A 15881-nucleotide genomic window follows, 5' to 3' on the forward strand; every position below is an offset into this window, starting at 1 on the left:
TAGTGCTTCTACGACCAGCTCACCCGGAACGGCGCACCGACCGCCCCGTAGTGAAGAACGAGCGTCCGTGCCCAGCGGCACGAACGACCCGCCGGAAAAGACGACAAAGCCATTCAGTGGCATTGTCGCGGCCGTTCTGCCATCGCGACAGCTTGATCCGCGACGCTCCGCTGTGGACTGCGCCACGTTGCGCGTCCTCCGGTTCCGCCGTACCACACGGCCCTCAAAAGGGATGTGTTTTCCGGACATTGACCGACGCGTTGCCGGGTGCCCGAAAGCGGTACGACGATCGGCCAGCCTACCGCGCGCGGTACGACAACAGGATCACGGGGCGCGATCCGGCAGAACCCCGCTGAGCAGGAACGCGACGCTCCGTTCCGTCTCCGTCCACGCGCGCGTGTCGAGCTCCACGGACTGCAGGAGAGCGCACTCCACGCGGTAGCCGTGCTCCGTCAGGTCCCGGCCCACGCGTTCGGCGGTGTCGCGCGTCAGGGCGTGGGTGACGATGCGCTGCGGGCGGCGGTCGGCGACCGCGGAGACGACGGGCGCTCCCCCGCCGCCGACCCGGACGACATCCGGTTCGGGCAGGTTTTCGAGGACCTGGGGGGCCGTGCCGCGGACGATCTGGAGCAGGACGCCATGGCGTCGTGCCGCCGTCTCGGTGCGGGCGCACTGCCCGGGGTCGCGGTCGACGGCGAGGACGGCGGCACCGGCGCGCGCGGCCTCGGTGGCGAAGGCGCCGCTGCCGCAGCCGATGTCCCAGACGAGGTCGCCGACGCGGGGCCCGAGGCGGGTGAGTTGGGCGGCCCGCAGCAGTTCGGTCTCGCCCTCGCCGAGGCCGTCGCCGTAGGCCGCGTACTCCTCGTCGGGAAGGGTCCAGCCGCGCGGCCCGGCGGCCGGATCGCGGCCGGCGATCCAGTCGCCGCCCTCCCCCGCGGTGACCGGGCCGCCGATGACGATGACGACGTTGGGGTCGCGCCAGGTCTGGTCGGCGGCGTTGTCGGAGGACAGGACGCTGACGCGTTCGCGTTCGGTGCCGAGCTCCTCGCAGACGACGAAGGTGCGGTGGACGCCCTCCAGGAGCAGGCCGAGTTCGGCGGGGCCGGCGCCGGGCGAGGTGAGGACGGCGACCTTGGCGTGGGCGCGGCACACGTTGACGGCGCGGCGCAGGGTGCGTCGGTGGGCGACGACCACCTGGGCGTCGTCCCAGGGCATCCCGGCGCGGGCGAAGGCGGCGGCGACGGAGGAGACCGCGGGCACGACCTCGACCTCCAGGCCGAACTCGGGTGCGCGCAGGGTCCGTACGACGCCGAAGAAGCCGGGGTCGCCGTCGGCGAGGACCACGGCGCTGCCCCGGTGGGCGGCGATGCGGCGGGCGGCGAGGGCGACGCTGCCGAGGCGGATGCGTTCGGCGCCGGCGGGTACCTCGGGCAGCGCCAGGTGGTGGGCGGCGCCGGCCACCAGCGAGGCGGCGCTCAGGGCGGATCGAGCCGCGGTGGTCAGCGGCGAACCGTCCCAGCCGATCACCGTGACGCGGTCGGCCATCGTCGTCAGTCTCCAGGGTGTCTGCGCAGGTCGTCGTCGGCGGCGGCCCGGGGGCGGGCTCCGTGAGGGTACCCCGTCACGGCGGCCGGGTGTCGGCGGCGGCGCTGACCGGGGAGTCAGTTCCAGTCGGTGAACGCGGTGTAGCCGCCGCTCTCCGCGAGCTGCTCGTCGACGCCCTCCAGGTCCTCGGGGAGCAGGCTCCAGACGATGAGATCGGTACGGACGTCGGTCCACTCGCCGTGCTCGCCCTTGACGCGCGCTATCCAGGCGCCGCGCAGGACGCCCTCGCTGATACAGCCGATCTTCTGGGCGACCTGCTGGGAGGCGGTGTTGTCGGCGGCGGTGCGCAGTTCCAGGCGCTCGAACTTCTGGTCGTGGAACAGCCACTGGGCGGTGGCCAGGGCGGCCTCGCAGGCGTAGCCCTCGCCGCGGGCCCAGGGGGCGATGACGTAGGCGATCTCGCTGGAGCGGACGCGCCAGTCGGTGTTCTGGAGGTGGACGATGCCGACGAGGCGCTGGGTGAGGAACTCGGTGACGGCGAGGACGATGCCGCGGCCCTCGGTGCGTTCGGCGGGGGCGAGTTCGGTGATCCAGGCGCGGGCGTCGGCCTCGGTGTAGGGCTGGGGGACGGAGGTCCAGGCGGTGACGAGCTCGTCGTTCATCATGTCGGCGAACGCCTCGATGTCCGGCTCCTCGAAGGGGCGCAGGACCAACCGCTCCGTGCTGATGGAGATGTTGGGGAAGGTGCCGCTCATGCGCCGCTCCGTAATCTTGAAAAACCGTCAGGGCTGGCTGAACTGCCCAGCATGCAGCATGAAAGCACTGAACCGCACGACGGGGTCCACTCCCTTCACAAGGAGTGGACCCCGTCCTGGCGCTGTGCGCGGCGTACGCGCCGCCGGGCCTCAGAAGGAGGCGATGACCGAGCCGGCGTACTTGTCCTCGATGAACTTCTTCACCTCGGGCGAGGTGAGGAGCTTGGCGAGCTTCTTCACGCGCGGGTCGTTCTCGTTGCCCTTCTTCACGGCGAGGAAGTTGCCGTAGGGGTTGTCCTTGGCGGACTCCAGGACGAGGGCGTCGGTGGCGGGCTTGAGGTCGGCCTCGATGGCGTAGTTTCCGTTGATGACGGCGGCGTCGACGTCGTCCAGGGAGCGCGCGGTCTGGGCCGCCTCGACCTCCTTGAACGTGAGCTTCTTGGGGTTGTCCGCGATGTCCTGCGGGGTCGCCTCGCTGCCGGCGCCGTCCTTGAGGGTGATGAGGCCGTTGGCGGCGAGCAGCTTGAGGGCGCGTGCCTCGTTGACGGCGTCGTTGGGAAGGGCGATCGTGGCACCGCTCTTGAGTTCGTCGGCCTTCTTCACCTTGTGGGAGTAGAGGCCGAGGGGCTCCAGGTGGACCGTGACGACGGGCACGATGTGGGTGCCGCGCTTCTTGTTGAAGTCGTCGAGGTACGGCTGGTTCTGGAAGTAGTTGGCGTCCACCGAGCCGTCCTCGGTCGCGGTGTTCGGGACGATGTAGTCCTGGAACTCCTTGACCTCCAGGTCGAGGCCCGCCTTCTTCGCGAGGTTGTCCTTGACGTAGGTGAGGATCTCGGCGTGCGGGACGGGGCTCGCGGCGACGACGAGCGGGCCGCTGTAGTCCGTGGCGGAGGACGCGTTCTCCTTGTCCGAGCCGCAGGCGGTGAGCCCGAAGGTAAGGGCTCCGGCGGCGAGGACAGCGGTGGTGATCTTGGCGGTGTTACGCACGAAAAGTGCCTTTCCTTAAGGGTGTTGCGACCCCGCGATGGGTGGTGCGGGGAGATCTGGGGGTGTCAGACGGTCTTGCCGGTGCCGGTGCCGGTGGCGGTGGCGGTGGTGGCCTTCAGCAGCCGCAGCCTCGGCGCGGGTCCGGAGCGGCCGCCGCGGCGGTGCAGGGAGCGGGCCGCGTAGTCGCCGGCGAACTGGATGAGCGAGATGACGACGGCGAGGATCGCGACGGTGATCCACATCAGTTCGGTCTCGAAGCGCTGGTAGCCGTAGCGGATGGCGATGTCGCCGAGGCCGCCGGCGCCGACGGTGCCGGCCATCGCGGAGTAGCCGATGAGGGCGACGATCGTCGTCGTGGTGCCGGCGATCAGCGAGGGCAGGGATTCGGGGACGAGGACCTTGCGGACCACGGTCCAGGTGTTGCCGCCCATCGACTGCACGGCCTCGACGAGCCCGCCGTCCACTTCGCGGACAGCCGTCTCGACCAGGCGGGCGAAGAAGGGGATCGCGCCGATGGCGAGCGGCACGATGGCGGCCTCGCGGCCGATCGTGGTGCCGGTGACGGTCCGGGTGAAGTTCATCAGCGCGACCATGAGGATGATGAACGGCATCGACCGGCCGATGTTCACGACCTGCCCGATCACCTTGTTGGCGACGACGTTCTGCAGCAGTCCGCCCCGGTCGGTGAGGACGAGCAGGATGCCGAGCGGCAGGCCGCCGACGACGGCGACGAGGGTGGACCAGCCGACCATGTAGAGGGTGTCCCAACACGCCTGGGACAGCAGCGGCTGCATCTCGGACCAGGTCACTTCCCCACACCTTCCGTCAGCAGTACGGGCTCCTGGCCCAGCACGTCGATCTGCAGCCCCTGTTCGCGCAGGAAGCCGATGGGCACGACGTTGTCCTCGTAGCGGCCGGGCAGTTCGATGCGCATGCGGCCGACCTGGAGGCCGCCGACGGTGTCGATGGCGGCGCCGAGGATCGATATGTCGATGTTGTAGGTGCGCGAGAGCTGGGAGATGACCGGCTGGGTGGCGGCCTCACCGTGGAAGGTGACGTCGACGACGGTGCGCTCGTCGTCGGTGGCCTCGCCGCCGACCGGGAAGAGCGCGGAGGCCAGCTGGGAGCCGGGGGTGGCGAGCAGTTCGCTGACCGTGCCGGACTCCACGATGCGGCCCCGCTCCATGAGCGCGGCGGAGTCGCAGATCGACTTCACCACGTCCATCTCGTGGGTGATGAGCAGGACGGTGAGTCCCAGCCGGCGGTTGAGGTCGCGCAGCAGGGTCAGGATCGAGCGGGTGGTCTCCGGGTCGAGGGCGCTGGTGGCCTCGTCGGAGAGCAGCACCTTGGGGTCGCCGGCGAGGGCGCGGGCGATGCCGACGCGCTGCTTCTGGCCGCCCGAGAGCTGGGCCGGGTAGGACTTCGCCTTGTCGGCGAGGCCGACGAGGTCGAGCAGTTCCAGCGCCTTGCGGGAACGTTCCTTCCCTGAGCTGCCGAGGATTTCCAGGGGCAGCTCGACGTTGTCCTGAACGGTGCGCGACGACAGCAGATTGAAGTGCTGGAAGACCATGCCGATCCGGCTGCGCGCCCGCCGCAGCTCCTTGCCGGCGCGGGGACCGCGCCCGGCGAGGGCGGTGAGGTCCTGCCCGGCGACGGTGACCGTGCCGGCGGTGGGGCGTTCGAGCAGGTTGACGCAGCGGATCAGCGAGGACTTGCCGGCGCCGGACTGGCCGATGACGCCGTACACCTCGCCTTCGCGGACGTGCAGATCGACGCCGTCGAGGGCGGTGACCTCGCGGCCGCGTGAGCGGTAGACCTTGGTCAGGCCCGTTGTGGTGATCACTGGGGTTTTCCGTCACTGTCGAGTGCGCGGGCGTGGGTGTGCCCGGGCGCACGGGTGCATGCGGTCTGGGGCGCGACGGGGTTCTCGCTCGGGCACGGGAGCCGGGGAGAACATGTGCGCGGGCGGCGATGCGTCACGTACGGAAACGCGCACGGACGTGCCGGGGTGTCTCGCTTCGGGGCGCGAGCTCAGGGGGTGGTGCGGGGGCCCTCTAGAAAGCGCACATTCGGCACTGGGGACACAGACAACGAGCACCGGGCGTCATGGTCGCCTCGGTCGCACAGATGCGGCAGCTCGTCGTGGTCATGCGATCAGTAAAGCAGACGTACGGTCCTGACCAAGGACGCCTGTCCGCATGGTGGACACTCGTGGACAGGTATCAGAGGCGGGCGGAGATCTCGATCCGGGCGTCCGTGACCAGTGCCGACGGGGCCGACAGGGCCGGCACCATCGGGTCGGCGTCGAGCTCCTGCGCCCGGCGGCCTGTGGCCAACGCCACGACCCTTCGGGGTGGGCCGGGGCCGGGCGCCGGGGGCCTCGCGGGCCGTAATAAGGTCGCTGCATGTTCGATGCCCTGATGCTGGTGACCGGGGTCGCCGCACTGCTGCTCGCCGCGTGGTGCGGCTGGGCGGCCTACCGCGACCAGCCGACGAAGGACTGGCACTTCATCGGGATGGCCGTGGTCACGGTGCTGGCGCTGGTCCAGCTGGTCGTCGGGATCGTGCTGCTGGCGCGCGGCGAGGACCCGGACCAGGGCGGGACGATCTTCGTGGCCTATCTGCTGGGCTCGTTCGCCTGTGTACCGGCCGCCGGTCTCATGTCGCTGGGCGAGCGCACGCGTTGGGGCTCGGTGACGGTCGCCGCCGCCGGTGTCGTGCTCGCGGTCCTCGAAGTGCGGCTCTACGACATCTGGGGAGGCTGAGGTGACCGCGGTGCGGGAGAAGCCGGCGCGGCTGATCGGCGGGCCGGGACTGCTGCTGGTGTGGCTCTACGGCGTGATGGTCGTCGGCGCGGTGTCGCGCTCGGTGTTTCAGATCGCCACCGAGTTCGACCGGGCGCCGCTCGCCTACTCGCTGTCGGCGGTGGCGGGCGTGGTGTACGGCTTCATCACGTACTCGCTGGTGCGCGGCGGCGAGACGGCCCGCAGGGCGGCGCAGGTGTGCTGCGCCGCCGAACTCGCGGGCGTGCTGATCGTCGGCACGTGGACCCTGGTCGAGCCGTCGGCCTTCCCGGACGCGACCGTGTGGTCGAAGTACGGCATGGGCTACGTCTTCATCCCGGTGCTGCTGCCGGTGTCGGCGCTCTACTGGCTCCGCCGGAACGCCGCGCGAGAGGCCGCCGGTTAGGGCCTGGGCGCCTACGCGGTGGCGGCGTACGTCCCGGCCGGCTTCTCCAGGACGATCATCGGTACGCCGTCGGTGCCCTCCGCCGTGCCGACCGTCTCGTAGCCGACCCGGCGGTACAGGCGGAGGTTCCCCTCGCTGCGGTGGCCGGTGTGGAGGCGGAACCTCGTGGCGCCGCGCTCCCGCGCGAGGGCCGACTCGGCGGCGCGCAGCAGCCGGGCGCCGATGCCGTGGCCCTGGAGTCGGGGGTGCACACAGAGCTTGCCGATGGCCGCGGCGCCGTCCTCGGTGAGGCTGCCACGGACCGAGCCGACCACCTCCTCGCCGAGGCGGGCGACGAAGACGCAGTCGGTGGCGAGCTCCTGGCGGACCGAGTCCAGGCTCTGGACGAGCGGGGCGATGCGGTAGTTGCCGTACAGCGCGGCCTCGCTCTGGAAGCAGAGGTACTGCAGCCTGAAAACCTGCTCGGCATCCTCTTCGGTCGCCGCTGAGATGGTCACGCTCATGCCCATGTGCGCATGCCTCCCGCTCACCTGATCAGCTGTTGTTCCTCACTCCTATCCCCGCACTCAGCCGGCCGCAACCTCCGGCGCGAGCAAACGCCGTAGACATCCCAGACATCTGGAACGTTCCGGCCCCAGTGAGCCCTGTGAGATACCCAACTCCCCCGCGATCTCGCGGTAGGTCAGGTCCTTCGGGGAGAGCAGCGCCTCCAGCAGCCGGGGGCAGCGGCCGGGCAGCCGCCGCACCGCGTCGCGCAGGGCGCGGCGGTGCGCGGCCGTGAGGACGAGATGTTCCGGGTCGCGGGCGCCGTCGTCGACGGGATCGCGGTCGTACGGCCGTTCCCGTCGGCTGGTACGGCGGCTGCGCCGCGACTCGGCGCGGACCGCGCGGCGGAGCCAGCCGGGCGGGTCGAGCGGCGGGCCGTCGGCGGCGAGCCGCTCCAGCAGCCGCAGCCAGACCGCCTGCTCCAGATCACCGGCGTCGGCTCCGGTGGCATGCGCCTCGGCGGAGGCCTCCGCCGCGAGGAGGGGGCCGAGCGCGGCGAGGACGCCGTGCGCGACCGGGAGGGCCGGGGCGGGGCGACCGGATGGTGTGGGGGTGTCGTGCCTCATGTGCGGCACGACGCCCGGGCCGCCCCGCGGGGTTGCCCGACCCGGGCGCTGTCACTCCAACGGGGCGTTCCGGCCCCGGGGACGCCGTCGGCCGTTGACGCGGTCGGCCGGCGCGGTCAGCCGTTGACGAAGTCCTCGCGGGCCAGCACGCCCGTGTCGGCGTTGTCGGTGAAGACACCGTCGATGCCGGTCGCGAAGTAGGTGCGGTAGGCGCCGAAGACATCGCCGTACGCGTCCGCGCCGGTGCCCTTGCGGAAGTTCGCGGGCAGGAACGGGTTCTCGTTGCGCAGGGTGTACGGGTGCAGGATCAGGCCGACGGCGTGGGCGTCCTGGACCAGGCCGGTCGGCGTGGTGAGGTTGCCGTTCGCGTCCTTCGGGATGATCAGGTCGAGCGTGGGGCCGATGCCCTGCGCGTACGAGGCGATCTCGCGCAGGCCCTTCTTGGTGATCAGATCGGCGACCGTGCGCGGGTCGCCCGCCTCGACGAAGTCCCAGGGGCGGCTGCTCGCCGAGGAGAGCAGGACGACCAGCGGGTTGTCGACCAGCTTGTTCAGGCGCTGGATGCTGCTCGGTTCGAACGACTGGAGGATGACCGGCGAGTTCCGCCGGTCCTTGCCGTGCCGGCGCAGCAGCTTGGCGACCCGCTCCTCAAGGCCGAGGCCCAGCTTGCGGAAGTAGGTGGGGTGCTTGGTCTCGGGGTAGATCCAGACCTGCTTGCCGCGCCTGCGGGTCTGCTCGTCCTGCCACTTCAGGACTTCCTCGAAGGTGGGGATCTCCCAGCGGCCGTCGTAGAGCGTGTTGTGCGGACGGTTGGCCGGGACGCGCTCGACCGCGCGCAGGGTCTTCAGCTCGGCGAGCGTGAAGTCCTCGGTGAACCAGCCGGTGACGGACACGCCGTCCAGCACCTTGGTGGTCCTGCGGTCGGCGAACTCGGGGTGGCTCGCGACGTCGGTCGTGCCGCCGATCTCCGGCTCGTGGCGGCAGACCAGATGGCCGTCCTTGGTCGGCACCAGGTCGCCGGCCTCGACGATGTCCGCGCCCAGGTCCAGGGCGAGCTGGTAGGAGCCGAAGGTGTGCTCGGGGCGGTAGCCGCTGGCCCCGCGGTGGCCGATGATCGTCGGCACGGGCAGGCTGTGCAGACCGCCGCCGTGCCCGGCGGACCCGGCCGCTCTCGCCGTGCCCGACACGCCGAGGACCGTTCCGGTCGCGCCGAGCACGGCCGCGCCCAGAAGGGCACGCCGTCCGGTCATGGCTGACTGCTCGTTCGACTCCTGCGTTCCCATGGGGCCTCCTGCCGCGGCTCGGGTTCGGTGCGGGCCGATCGTAGGGGCGTGGACATGACGGAAGGGAGGCGTCGGGCCGAACGGGCGGGTGACGACGCATGTCGTTCCGGCCGTGTGACGTGACGCGTTCCAGTCGTGTGACGTGACGTTTCTGCGAGGGTGCCTCAGGTAAACCCACGTCAATAGTGCGTAAGGCCTCGGTGAACCCCCCTGGGCCCGATGTGCGCCACCCCCCGTCCCGCGAGTATCGTCCTCACCTGCACAGAGTCGTACCGCTATCCCTTGGCATCGGAGGGCCCGTTGTCCCGCTTCGCGCTCATCAAGGCAGTGCTCGGACCGGTCATGCGCCTGATGTTCCGCCCCCGGGTCGAGGGCGTGGAGCACATTCCCGCGGACGGGCCGGTCATCCTGGCCGGCAATCACCTCACCTTCATCGACTCGATGATCCTTCCCCTGGTCTGCGACCGTCAGGTCTTCTTCATCGGCAAGGACGAGTACGTCACCGGCAAGAGCCTCAAGGGCCGCCTCATGGCCTGGTTCTTCACCGGCGTCGGCATGATCCCGGTGGATCGGGACGGCGGCCGGGGCGGTGTGGCCGCGCTGATGACCGGGCGCCGGGTGCTGGAGGAGGGGAAGATCTTCGGGATCTACCCGGAGGGCACGCGGTCCCCCGATGGGCGGCTGTACCGGGGCCGGACGGGTATCGCGCGGCTGACCCTGATGACGGGGGCGCCCGTTGTGCCCTTCGCGATGATCGGGACGGACAAGTTGCAGCCGGGCGGGGCGGGGATGCCCCGTCCCGGGCGGGTCACGGTGCGGTTCGGTGAGGCGATGGAGTTCTCCCGTTACGACGGGATGGACCGGGATCGGTATGTGCTGCGGGCTGTGACCGACTCCGTGATGGCCGAGGTCATGCGGTTGTCGGGGCAGGAGTATGTGGATATGTACGCGACCAAGGCGAAAGCGGCGTAACGCCTTCGGCGGTTGGCCGTTGTCCGGGTGCGGGTGCGTTGTGGCTTGTCGCGCCCACGCGGCGGAGCCGCATATCGGACAGAGCCCCGCGCCCCTTTCGGGGCGCTGCACTAACCGGCGTTTTCGAGGGTCTGCTTCTTCAGTAGGAACCATGCCCCCAGCGCCGTGGCCAGGAGCACCGCCGCTCCGGCTCCCGTTGCCAGGGCCAGGCCGTCGACGAAGGACTCTCTTGCCGACGACAGCAGGAGTTCCGCCTTGGGCGCCGGCAGCGTCGACGCCGCTTCCACCGCGCCGCCCAGGGACTCGTGTGCGCTGTCCGGGGTTCCCGGTGGAGACGTGAAGCCGCTGTAGATGGCCGTCACGATCGAGCCCAGGGCCGCGATGCCCAGGGCCGCGCCCAGCTCGTAGGCCGTCTCCGAGACGGCTGATGCCGCGCCGGCCTGGTCCTTGGGGACCGAGGACAGGATGACGTCGGAGGTCACCGTGAAGGAGAAGCCGGCGCCCACACCGACCACCAGGAGGGCCGCGCCCAGCACGGGGTAGCCGGTCGTTGTGTCGAGTGTCGTCAGCGCGGCCAGGGCCAGGCCGATCGCCGCCAGGCCGCCGGAGACGACCGCGCGGACCGAGAAGCGGCGGGCCGCTCGGCCGGCCACCAGGCCCGCCGCCGCGGCGCCCACGGCCGCGGGCAGTTCGGCCAGGCCCGCCTCGAACGGGGGCCGGTCCTGGACGAGTTGCAGGTACTGCGACAGGAAGAAGACCAGGCCGGACAGGCCGAGGACGGTCAGCAGGTCGGCCAGGACCGCTCCGCTGAAGCCGCGGTTGCGGAACAGGCGGATGTCCAGCAGGGGCGCGGGCAGCGTGAGTTGGCGGCGTACGAACCAGTACAGGGCGGCCGCGCCCAGCAGACCCGCGCCGAGCCCGGCCCCGTCGAAGCCGTGGGTCGCGGCCTCCTTGACCGCGTAGACGACGCCGATCATGCCGACGAGGGACAGCACGACGCTGATCAGGTCCCACGGGCCCGGGTCGGGGTTGCGGGACTCGGGCAGGGTCCTGACGCCGACCACGACGAGGACGGCCATCACGGGCAGGTTGATGAGGAAGACCGAGCCCCACCAGAAGTGTTCGAGGAGGAAGCCGCCGACGATCGGGCCCACGGCGGTGCCGGCCGAGGCCGTGGCGCCCCAGATGCCGACGGCGAGGCTGCGTTCGCGCGGGTCGTGGAAGAGGTTGCGGATCAGGGCGAGGGTCGCGGGCATCAGGGTCGCGCCGGCGACACCGAGGAGCGCGCGGGCCGCGATCATCATCTCGGGGGTCGTCGCGTAGGCGTTCAGCACGGATATCGCGCCGAACGCCGTGGCACCGCCGAGCAGAACGCGCTTGCGGCCGACGCGGTCGCCGAGGCTGCCCATGGACACGAGCAGACCGGCGATGACGAAGGAGTAGACGTCGCCGATCCACAGGAGCTGGGTGCCGGAGGGCCGCAGGTCCTCGCTGATGTAGGGGGTCGCGAGACCGAGGACGGTCGCGTCGACGGCCACCAGCAGCACGGCGAGCACGAGGACGGACAGCGCGAGCCAGCGGCCCGGGCGCCTCACCGCCTCGGTCGTGGTCGCCGGCTGCAGGGTGCTGGTCATGATTCCTCTCTCCGGGAAGCGTCGTTTCGTAGGGCGCCACCGAGCAGCAGCTCGGTGATCATGTGGGTGAAGTCCTTGCGGGCGACGCGGCCTTCGGCCACGGCCCAGGCGCCGGAGGCCAGCAGGCCGTACAGGGCCTCGGCGAGCCAGACCGGGGTGAGGTCGATACGGAACTCGCCGGTCTGCTGTCCGCGCCGGAACAGGGCCGCGAAGCGTTCGTCGATCCTGGCCCAGCCCGCGTTCTGCTCCTCGCCCTCGAACAGCTGGTTCTCGGTGTAGAGGAAGGCGAGCAGGCCGGCGGACGGCTCGATGGCCTGGACGAGACGGCGTACGGCGTCGGCGGCGGGCCCCTCGTCGGGTCGGGCGGTGTCCAGCGCGGCCTCGCACTCGGCGATGCCGAGCGCCTCCAGGGCGCGTACGAGCGCGTCGCGCCCGGCGAAGTGCCGGTGCAGGGTGGCGCGGCTGATCCCGGCGGCCTTGGCGACCTCGTCCATGGTCGCGGTGGACTTGCGGGTCAGCAGGGCTGCGGCGCTGCGCAGTACGTGGTCACGGTCGACGGCCATGAGACAACCATAGCCCATATGAGACATCAGTGTCTCATTCAAGGCGTGCGAGTCTCACCCATTGGGGCTCGAACGGTGTGTCAGTGCCAGGCCAGCCGGGCGCGGCGCTCCCAGTACGCCCGCGGTTCCTCCACGAGCGTGGCGAGCCGGGTCAGCTGGTCGTCGCTCAGATCGACGACGGCGGCGTGCAGATTGGAGGCGAGCTGGAGGGTCGTCGCGGCGCCGGAGAGCACCACCCCGGCCCAGGGCCGGCGCAGGATCAGCGCGAGGGCGACCGCGTCACAGCCCAGGTCGGTCTCCCGGGCCACGGCCCTGAGGACGTCCGGCGCGTACTGCTCCGCGAGCCGGCCGTTGGCCATGCCCTCCTTGACGATCACCGTGAGACCGGCGTCGTGCGCCTCGGCGAGGGCGGAGTCGGCCGAGGTCTCCAGGGCGTTGTACGTCGACTGGACGGTACGGAAGAGGGGCTCGCCGTCGACCGTCACCGCGAGGGCGGCGCGGATGGCGTCCGCCTGGGCGGGGCCGCTGGTGGAGAAGCCGATGGTGAGGCCACCGGCGGCGGCCTCGGCCAGTTCGGCGTGGAGCTTCTGGTCCGTGAGGGCCGGGCTGTCGGGCGTCACGGAGTGGATCTGATAGAGGTCCAGACGATCGCCGAGCAGGGCGTCGGTCTCGGCGCGCTGCCGCTCGTACGCGGCGAGGGAGTGGTCCTTCACCTCGTGCGTCTCGGCGTCCGCCGACCAGCCGGCGGTGTAGGTGTAGCCCCACTTGCTGCCGATGACGACGTCGTCGGCGTCGGGGCGGGTGTTCAGCCAGTCGGCGAGGAACTCCTCGGAGCGGCCGTAGGAGCGGGCGGCGTCGAAGTAGCGGACGCCCTGGGCGTAGGCGGCGTCGAGGAGGTCGTGGGTGCGGGTGCGCAGGGCCTCGACGCTGCGGTCCGCTCCGAGGTCGTAGTCGCGGCCGAGGTTGATGTAGCCGGGGCGGCCGACCGCCGCGAGGCCGAGGCCGATGTGGCAGGCGGCGGTCGTCGCTGCGGCGAGGCGGGCGAAGGGCATCGCGGGCTCCGTTCGGTCGGCTCCGGTACGGGTGCCTGCGGCGTGCGGACCGCTTCGGTTGGCTTGCGTACCGCTTCGGACCAACGTAACCCGGGATGACCTTCGGGTCCGCTCAAGGGGGTGGTTCTTGAGGTGGTTCGACGGGTGCGGGTGCGGTGGGCTCTTCGCGCCGTTCCCCGCGCCCCTGGAGGGCCTGCGGCCCATCAGGGGCGCCACCCGGCCCTTACTTCTTCGCCGTCGCCCACTCGTGCTGGGCCGCCACGTTCGCCTTCACCTCGGTCAGCTGGATCGCCACCGCGCTCGGGGCCGTGCCGCCCCGGCCGTCGCGGGAGGCCAGCGCGCCCGGGACGTTGAGGACCGTCCGCACCTCCGGGGTCAGATGGGCGGAGATCTTCGCGAACTGTTCGTCGGTCAGCTCGTCCAGCTCCTTGCCCTCGGCCTCGGCGGCCTTGACGCACTCGCCGGCGACCTCGTGCGCCACCCGGAACGGCACGCCCTGCTTGACCAGCCACTCGGCGATGTCGGTCGCGAGGGAGAAGCCGGCCGGGGCCAGTTCCTCCATGCGCTCGCGGTGCACGGTGAGGGTGGCCATCATGCCGGTGAAGGCCGGGAGCAGGACCTCCAGCTGGTCGATGGAGTCGAAGACCGGCTCCTTGTCCTCCTGGAGGTCGCGGTTGTACGCGAGCGGCAGGGCCTTCAGGGTCGCCATGAGGCCGGTCAGGTTGCCGATCAGGCGGCCGGACTTGCCGCGCGCCAGCTCCGCGATGTCCGGGTTCTTCTTCTGCGGCATGATCGACGAGCCCGTGGAGAAGGCGTCGTGCAGGGTCACGAAGGAGAACTCCTTCGTGTTCCAGATGATGACCTCCTCGGCGATCCGGGAGAGGTTGACGCCGATCATCGCGGTGATGAAGGCGAACTCGGCGACGAAGTCACGGGAGGCCGTGCCGTCGATGGAGTTCGCGGAGCTGCCGTGCTCGAAGCCGAGGTCCCTCGCCACCGCCTCCGGGTCCAGGCCCAGGGAGGAGCCCGCCAGGGCGCCGGAGCCGTACGGCGACACGGCGGTGCGCTCGTCCCACTGGCGCAGGCGCTCGGCGTCCCGGGACAGGGACTGCACATGCGCGAGGACATGGTGGGCGAAGAGGACGGGCTGGGCGTGCTGGAGGTGGGTGCGGCCGGGCATCGCCACGTCCGGGTGGGCCTCCGCCAGGCCGATCAGGGCGTCCTGGAGTTCGGCGATGAGGCCGCCGATGATCCGGGCGTGGTCGCGCAGGTACATGCGGAAGAGGGTGGCGACCTGGTCGTTGCGGGAGCGGCCGGCGCGCAGCTTGCCGCCGAGGTCGGGGCCGAGGCGCTCCAGGAGGCCCCGCTCCAGGGCGGTGTGGACGTCCTCGTCGGCGATGGTGCCCACGAAGTCGCCCGCCGCCACGTCCGCTTCGAGCTGGTCGAGCCCGGCGATCATCCGGGTGAGCTCGTCCTCGGTGAGCAGGCCCGCCTGGTGCAGCACGCGCGCGTGGGCGCGCGAGCCGGCGATGTCGTAGGGCGCGAGCCGCCAGTCGAAGTGGACGGACGCGGACAGCTTCGCCAGGGCCTCGGCGGGACCGTCGGCGAAACGGCCGCCCCAGAGCCGTACGTCACCGCTGTTGCTGCTCACGACCTTCTCCTCACGCTGCGATCAACCCTGCGACCACTGACCTGCATGAGTATGCAGTGGTCTGCATGATTCGTCAATTTGGCGGGGCTTTGAACATCGGAAACCGCTTGCTCGTACACCTCACCGAACGCAGGCGCCGCGTTGGTACACCCACTCCTGACCCTAGTGAGGCACTCGCATGTCCAGGGCTCTTCCGAAGTACAACAAGCGTCGCGTGGCGGTCATCGGCGGTGCTGCCGCCGTGGTGCTCTCCGGCGCGCTGATCGCCGGCTCCGCCCTCGCCGGGGAGACCTCCAAGAGCAACAACAGCGCCACGAACGCCAGAACGCTCGCGAGCCCCGGCACGATCACCTGCCCCGACGTGGCCTCGCAGCTGCCCGCGGTCCCCGCCTCCGCCAAGGCCGAGGTCGACCGCAACCTCGCCCTGCTCCAGACCCAGATCCAGGAGGCCAACAAGCGCCTCGTCGACACGGTCGGCCAGGGCGGGCCCAACTTCGTGCAGAACGCCATCCTCGGGCCGCTGAAGGACAAGCGCGTCGCGACGGTCAACCGCATCGCGACGGCGATCGGCCGTACGGCGGCCAAGCCGCAGGGGCTGGACGCCCTGGCCCCCTGCGCGCTCAACGGCGGCGGCGTGGCGGGCAACGCCGGCAACGCGGGGAACGCGGGCAACAAGGGCAACGCCGGCCAGAACAACGGCGGCAACAAGGGCAACGGCGGCAACAAGGGCAACGCCGGCAACGCGAGTGCCGTGGGCACGATCAGCTGCCCGGACGTCGCCTCGCAGCTGCCCGCGATCCCCGCCTCCGCGAAGAACGAGGTCGACCGCAACCTCGCCCTGCTCCAGACGCAGATCCAGGAGGCCAACACCCGCCTCCAGAACACCGTCGGGCAGGGCGGACCGAACTTCGTGCAGAACGCCATCCTCGGCCCGCTGAAGGACAAGCGCGTCTCCACGATCGACCGCATCGCCATCTCCATCGGCCGCAAGGGCACCAAGCCGCAGGGCCTGAACGCCCTGGCCGCCTGCCAGTTGAACAAGTGATCTGAACCGCGCACGTGGCCGCCCGGACGCACACCGACCGGGCGGCCACTGCCGTATCCCTTAGACAGTCAAAGCATCTTTCCCGGATAATCG

The 15881-nt window shown here is 70.9% G+C and carries 16 protein-coding genes; 4 read left to right on the forward strand and 12 right to left on the reverse strand.

The annotated features are described in order from the left end of the window. Positions 1-324: 324 nt before the first annotated feature. The 5 genes from cbiE to ACZ5NW_RS26180 all read right to left on the reverse strand — a co-directional run bounded on the left by cbiE (position 325) and on the right by ACZ5NW_RS26180 (position 5130). Entirely contained in the window at positions 325-1545 is a 1221-nt protein-coding gene (cbiE, locus tag ACZ5NW_RS26160; RefSeq protein WP_468746353.1) for a precorrin-6y C5,15-methyltransferase (decarboxylating) subunit CbiE, read from the reverse strand. A gap of 116 nt (positions 1546-1661) precedes the next feature. Next, entirely contained in the window at positions 1662-2300 is a 639-nt protein-coding gene (locus tag ACZ5NW_RS26165) for a GNAT family N-acetyltransferase (RefSeq protein WP_468746354.1), read from the reverse strand. A gap of 150 nt (positions 2301-2450) precedes the next feature. Next, the gene (locus ACZ5NW_RS26170; protein ID WP_468746355.1) at positions 2451-3287 is read right to left on the reverse strand and encodes a MetQ/NlpA family ABC transporter substrate-binding protein; all 837 of its coding nucleotides are present in this window, start codon (positions 3285-3287) and stop codon (positions 2451-2453) included. Positions 3288-3352: 65 nt separating this feature from the next. Next, positions 3353-4096, reverse strand: a complete 744-nt coding sequence (locus ACZ5NW_RS26175; protein ID WP_468746356.1) for a methionine ABC transporter permease — start codon at positions 4094-4096, stop codon at positions 3353-3355. Then, positions 4093-5130: a methionine ABC transporter ATP-binding protein gene (locus tag ACZ5NW_RS26180; RefSeq protein ID WP_468746357.1), complete on the reverse strand. Its 1038-nt coding sequence runs from the start codon at positions 5128-5130 to the stop codon at positions 4093-4095. The genes ACZ5NW_RS26175 and ACZ5NW_RS26180 overlap by 4 nt, the downstream gene beginning before the upstream one ends. A gap of 562 nt (positions 5131-5692) precedes the next feature. On the opposite strand from ACZ5NW_RS26180, the gene ACZ5NW_RS26185 reads away from it, so the two are divergent. Together ACZ5NW_RS26185 and ACZ5NW_RS26190 are read left to right on the forward strand one after the other, a co-directional pair. Further along, complete coding sequence (locus ACZ5NW_RS26185; RefSeq protein WP_468746358.1) at positions 5693-6052, forward strand: hypothetical protein; 360 nt, start codon at positions 5693-5695, stop codon at positions 6050-6052. Position 6053: 1 nt separating this feature from the next. Further along, a complete protein-coding gene (locus ACZ5NW_RS26190) occupies positions 6054-6476 on the forward strand; it encodes a hypothetical protein (protein WP_468746359.1) in 423 nt (140 codons plus the stop codon). 11 nt (positions 6477-6487) lie between these two features. On the opposite strand, the gene ACZ5NW_RS26195 is transcribed toward ACZ5NW_RS26190, so the two are convergent. The 3 genes from ACZ5NW_RS26195 to ACZ5NW_RS26205 all read right to left on the reverse strand — a co-directional run bounded on the left by ACZ5NW_RS26195 (position 6488) and on the right by ACZ5NW_RS26205 (position 8871). Next, on the reverse strand, positions 6488-6985 hold the full coding sequence (locus ACZ5NW_RS26195; protein WP_468746360.1) for a GNAT family N-acetyltransferase: 498 nt from the start codon (positions 6983-6985) through the stop codon (positions 6488-6490). A gap of 57 nt (positions 6986-7042) precedes the next feature. Next, positions 7043-7588 (reverse strand): RNA polymerase sigma factor, encoded by a 546-nt coding sequence (locus ACZ5NW_RS26200; protein WP_468746361.1) that lies wholly within the window; start codon positions 7586-7588, stop codon positions 7043-7045. 116 nt (positions 7589-7704) lie between these two features. Next, positions 7705-8871: a glycerophosphodiester phosphodiesterase gene (locus ACZ5NW_RS26205; protein ID WP_468746362.1), complete on the reverse strand. Its 1167-nt coding sequence runs from the start codon at positions 8869-8871 to the stop codon at positions 7705-7707. 300 nt (positions 8872-9171) lie between these two features. Here ACZ5NW_RS26205 and ACZ5NW_RS26210 point away from each other — a divergent pair, with 300 nt between their 5' ends. Next, a complete protein-coding gene (locus ACZ5NW_RS26210; RefSeq protein ID WP_468746601.1) occupies positions 9172-9843 on the forward strand; it encodes a lysophospholipid acyltransferase family protein in 672 nt (223 codons plus the stop codon). A gap of 110 nt (positions 9844-9953) precedes the next feature. Here ACZ5NW_RS26210 and ACZ5NW_RS26215 read toward each other — a convergent pair whose 3' ends face one another. The 4 genes from ACZ5NW_RS26215 to argH form a co-directional block, all read right to left on the reverse strand. Beyond that, positions 9954-11477 (reverse strand): MFS transporter, encoded by a 1524-nt coding sequence (locus ACZ5NW_RS26215; RefSeq protein WP_468746363.1) that lies wholly within the window; start codon positions 11475-11477, stop codon positions 9954-9956. After that, on the reverse strand, positions 11474-12040 hold the full coding sequence (locus ACZ5NW_RS26220; protein ID WP_468746364.1) for a TetR/AcrR family transcriptional regulator: 567 nt from the start codon (positions 12038-12040) through the stop codon (positions 11474-11476). The genes ACZ5NW_RS26215 and ACZ5NW_RS26220 overlap by 4 nt, the downstream gene beginning before the upstream one ends. An 80-nt stretch (positions 12041-12120) precedes the next feature. Next, positions 12121-13092 carry an aldo/keto reductase gene (locus ACZ5NW_RS26225; protein WP_468746365.1) on the reverse strand — a complete coding sequence of 324 codons (972 nt, stop codon included), beginning with the start codon at positions 13090-13092 and terminating at the stop codon, positions 12121-12123. Between the two features lie 223 nt (positions 13093-13315). Next, complete coding sequence (argH, locus tag ACZ5NW_RS26230; protein ID WP_468746366.1) at positions 13316-14743, reverse strand: argininosuccinate lyase; 1428 nt, start codon at positions 14741-14743, stop codon at positions 13316-13318. A 178-nt stretch (positions 14744-14921) separates the two neighbouring features. Between argH and ACZ5NW_RS26235 the strand changes: the two genes are divergently transcribed. Continuing rightward, entirely contained in the window at positions 14922-15788 is an 867-nt protein-coding gene (locus tag ACZ5NW_RS26235; RefSeq protein WP_468746367.1) for a hypothetical protein, read from the forward strand. Positions 15789-15881: the final 93 nt, after the last annotated feature.

Source organism: Streptomyces sp. NPDC032126, assembly GCF_055580085.1.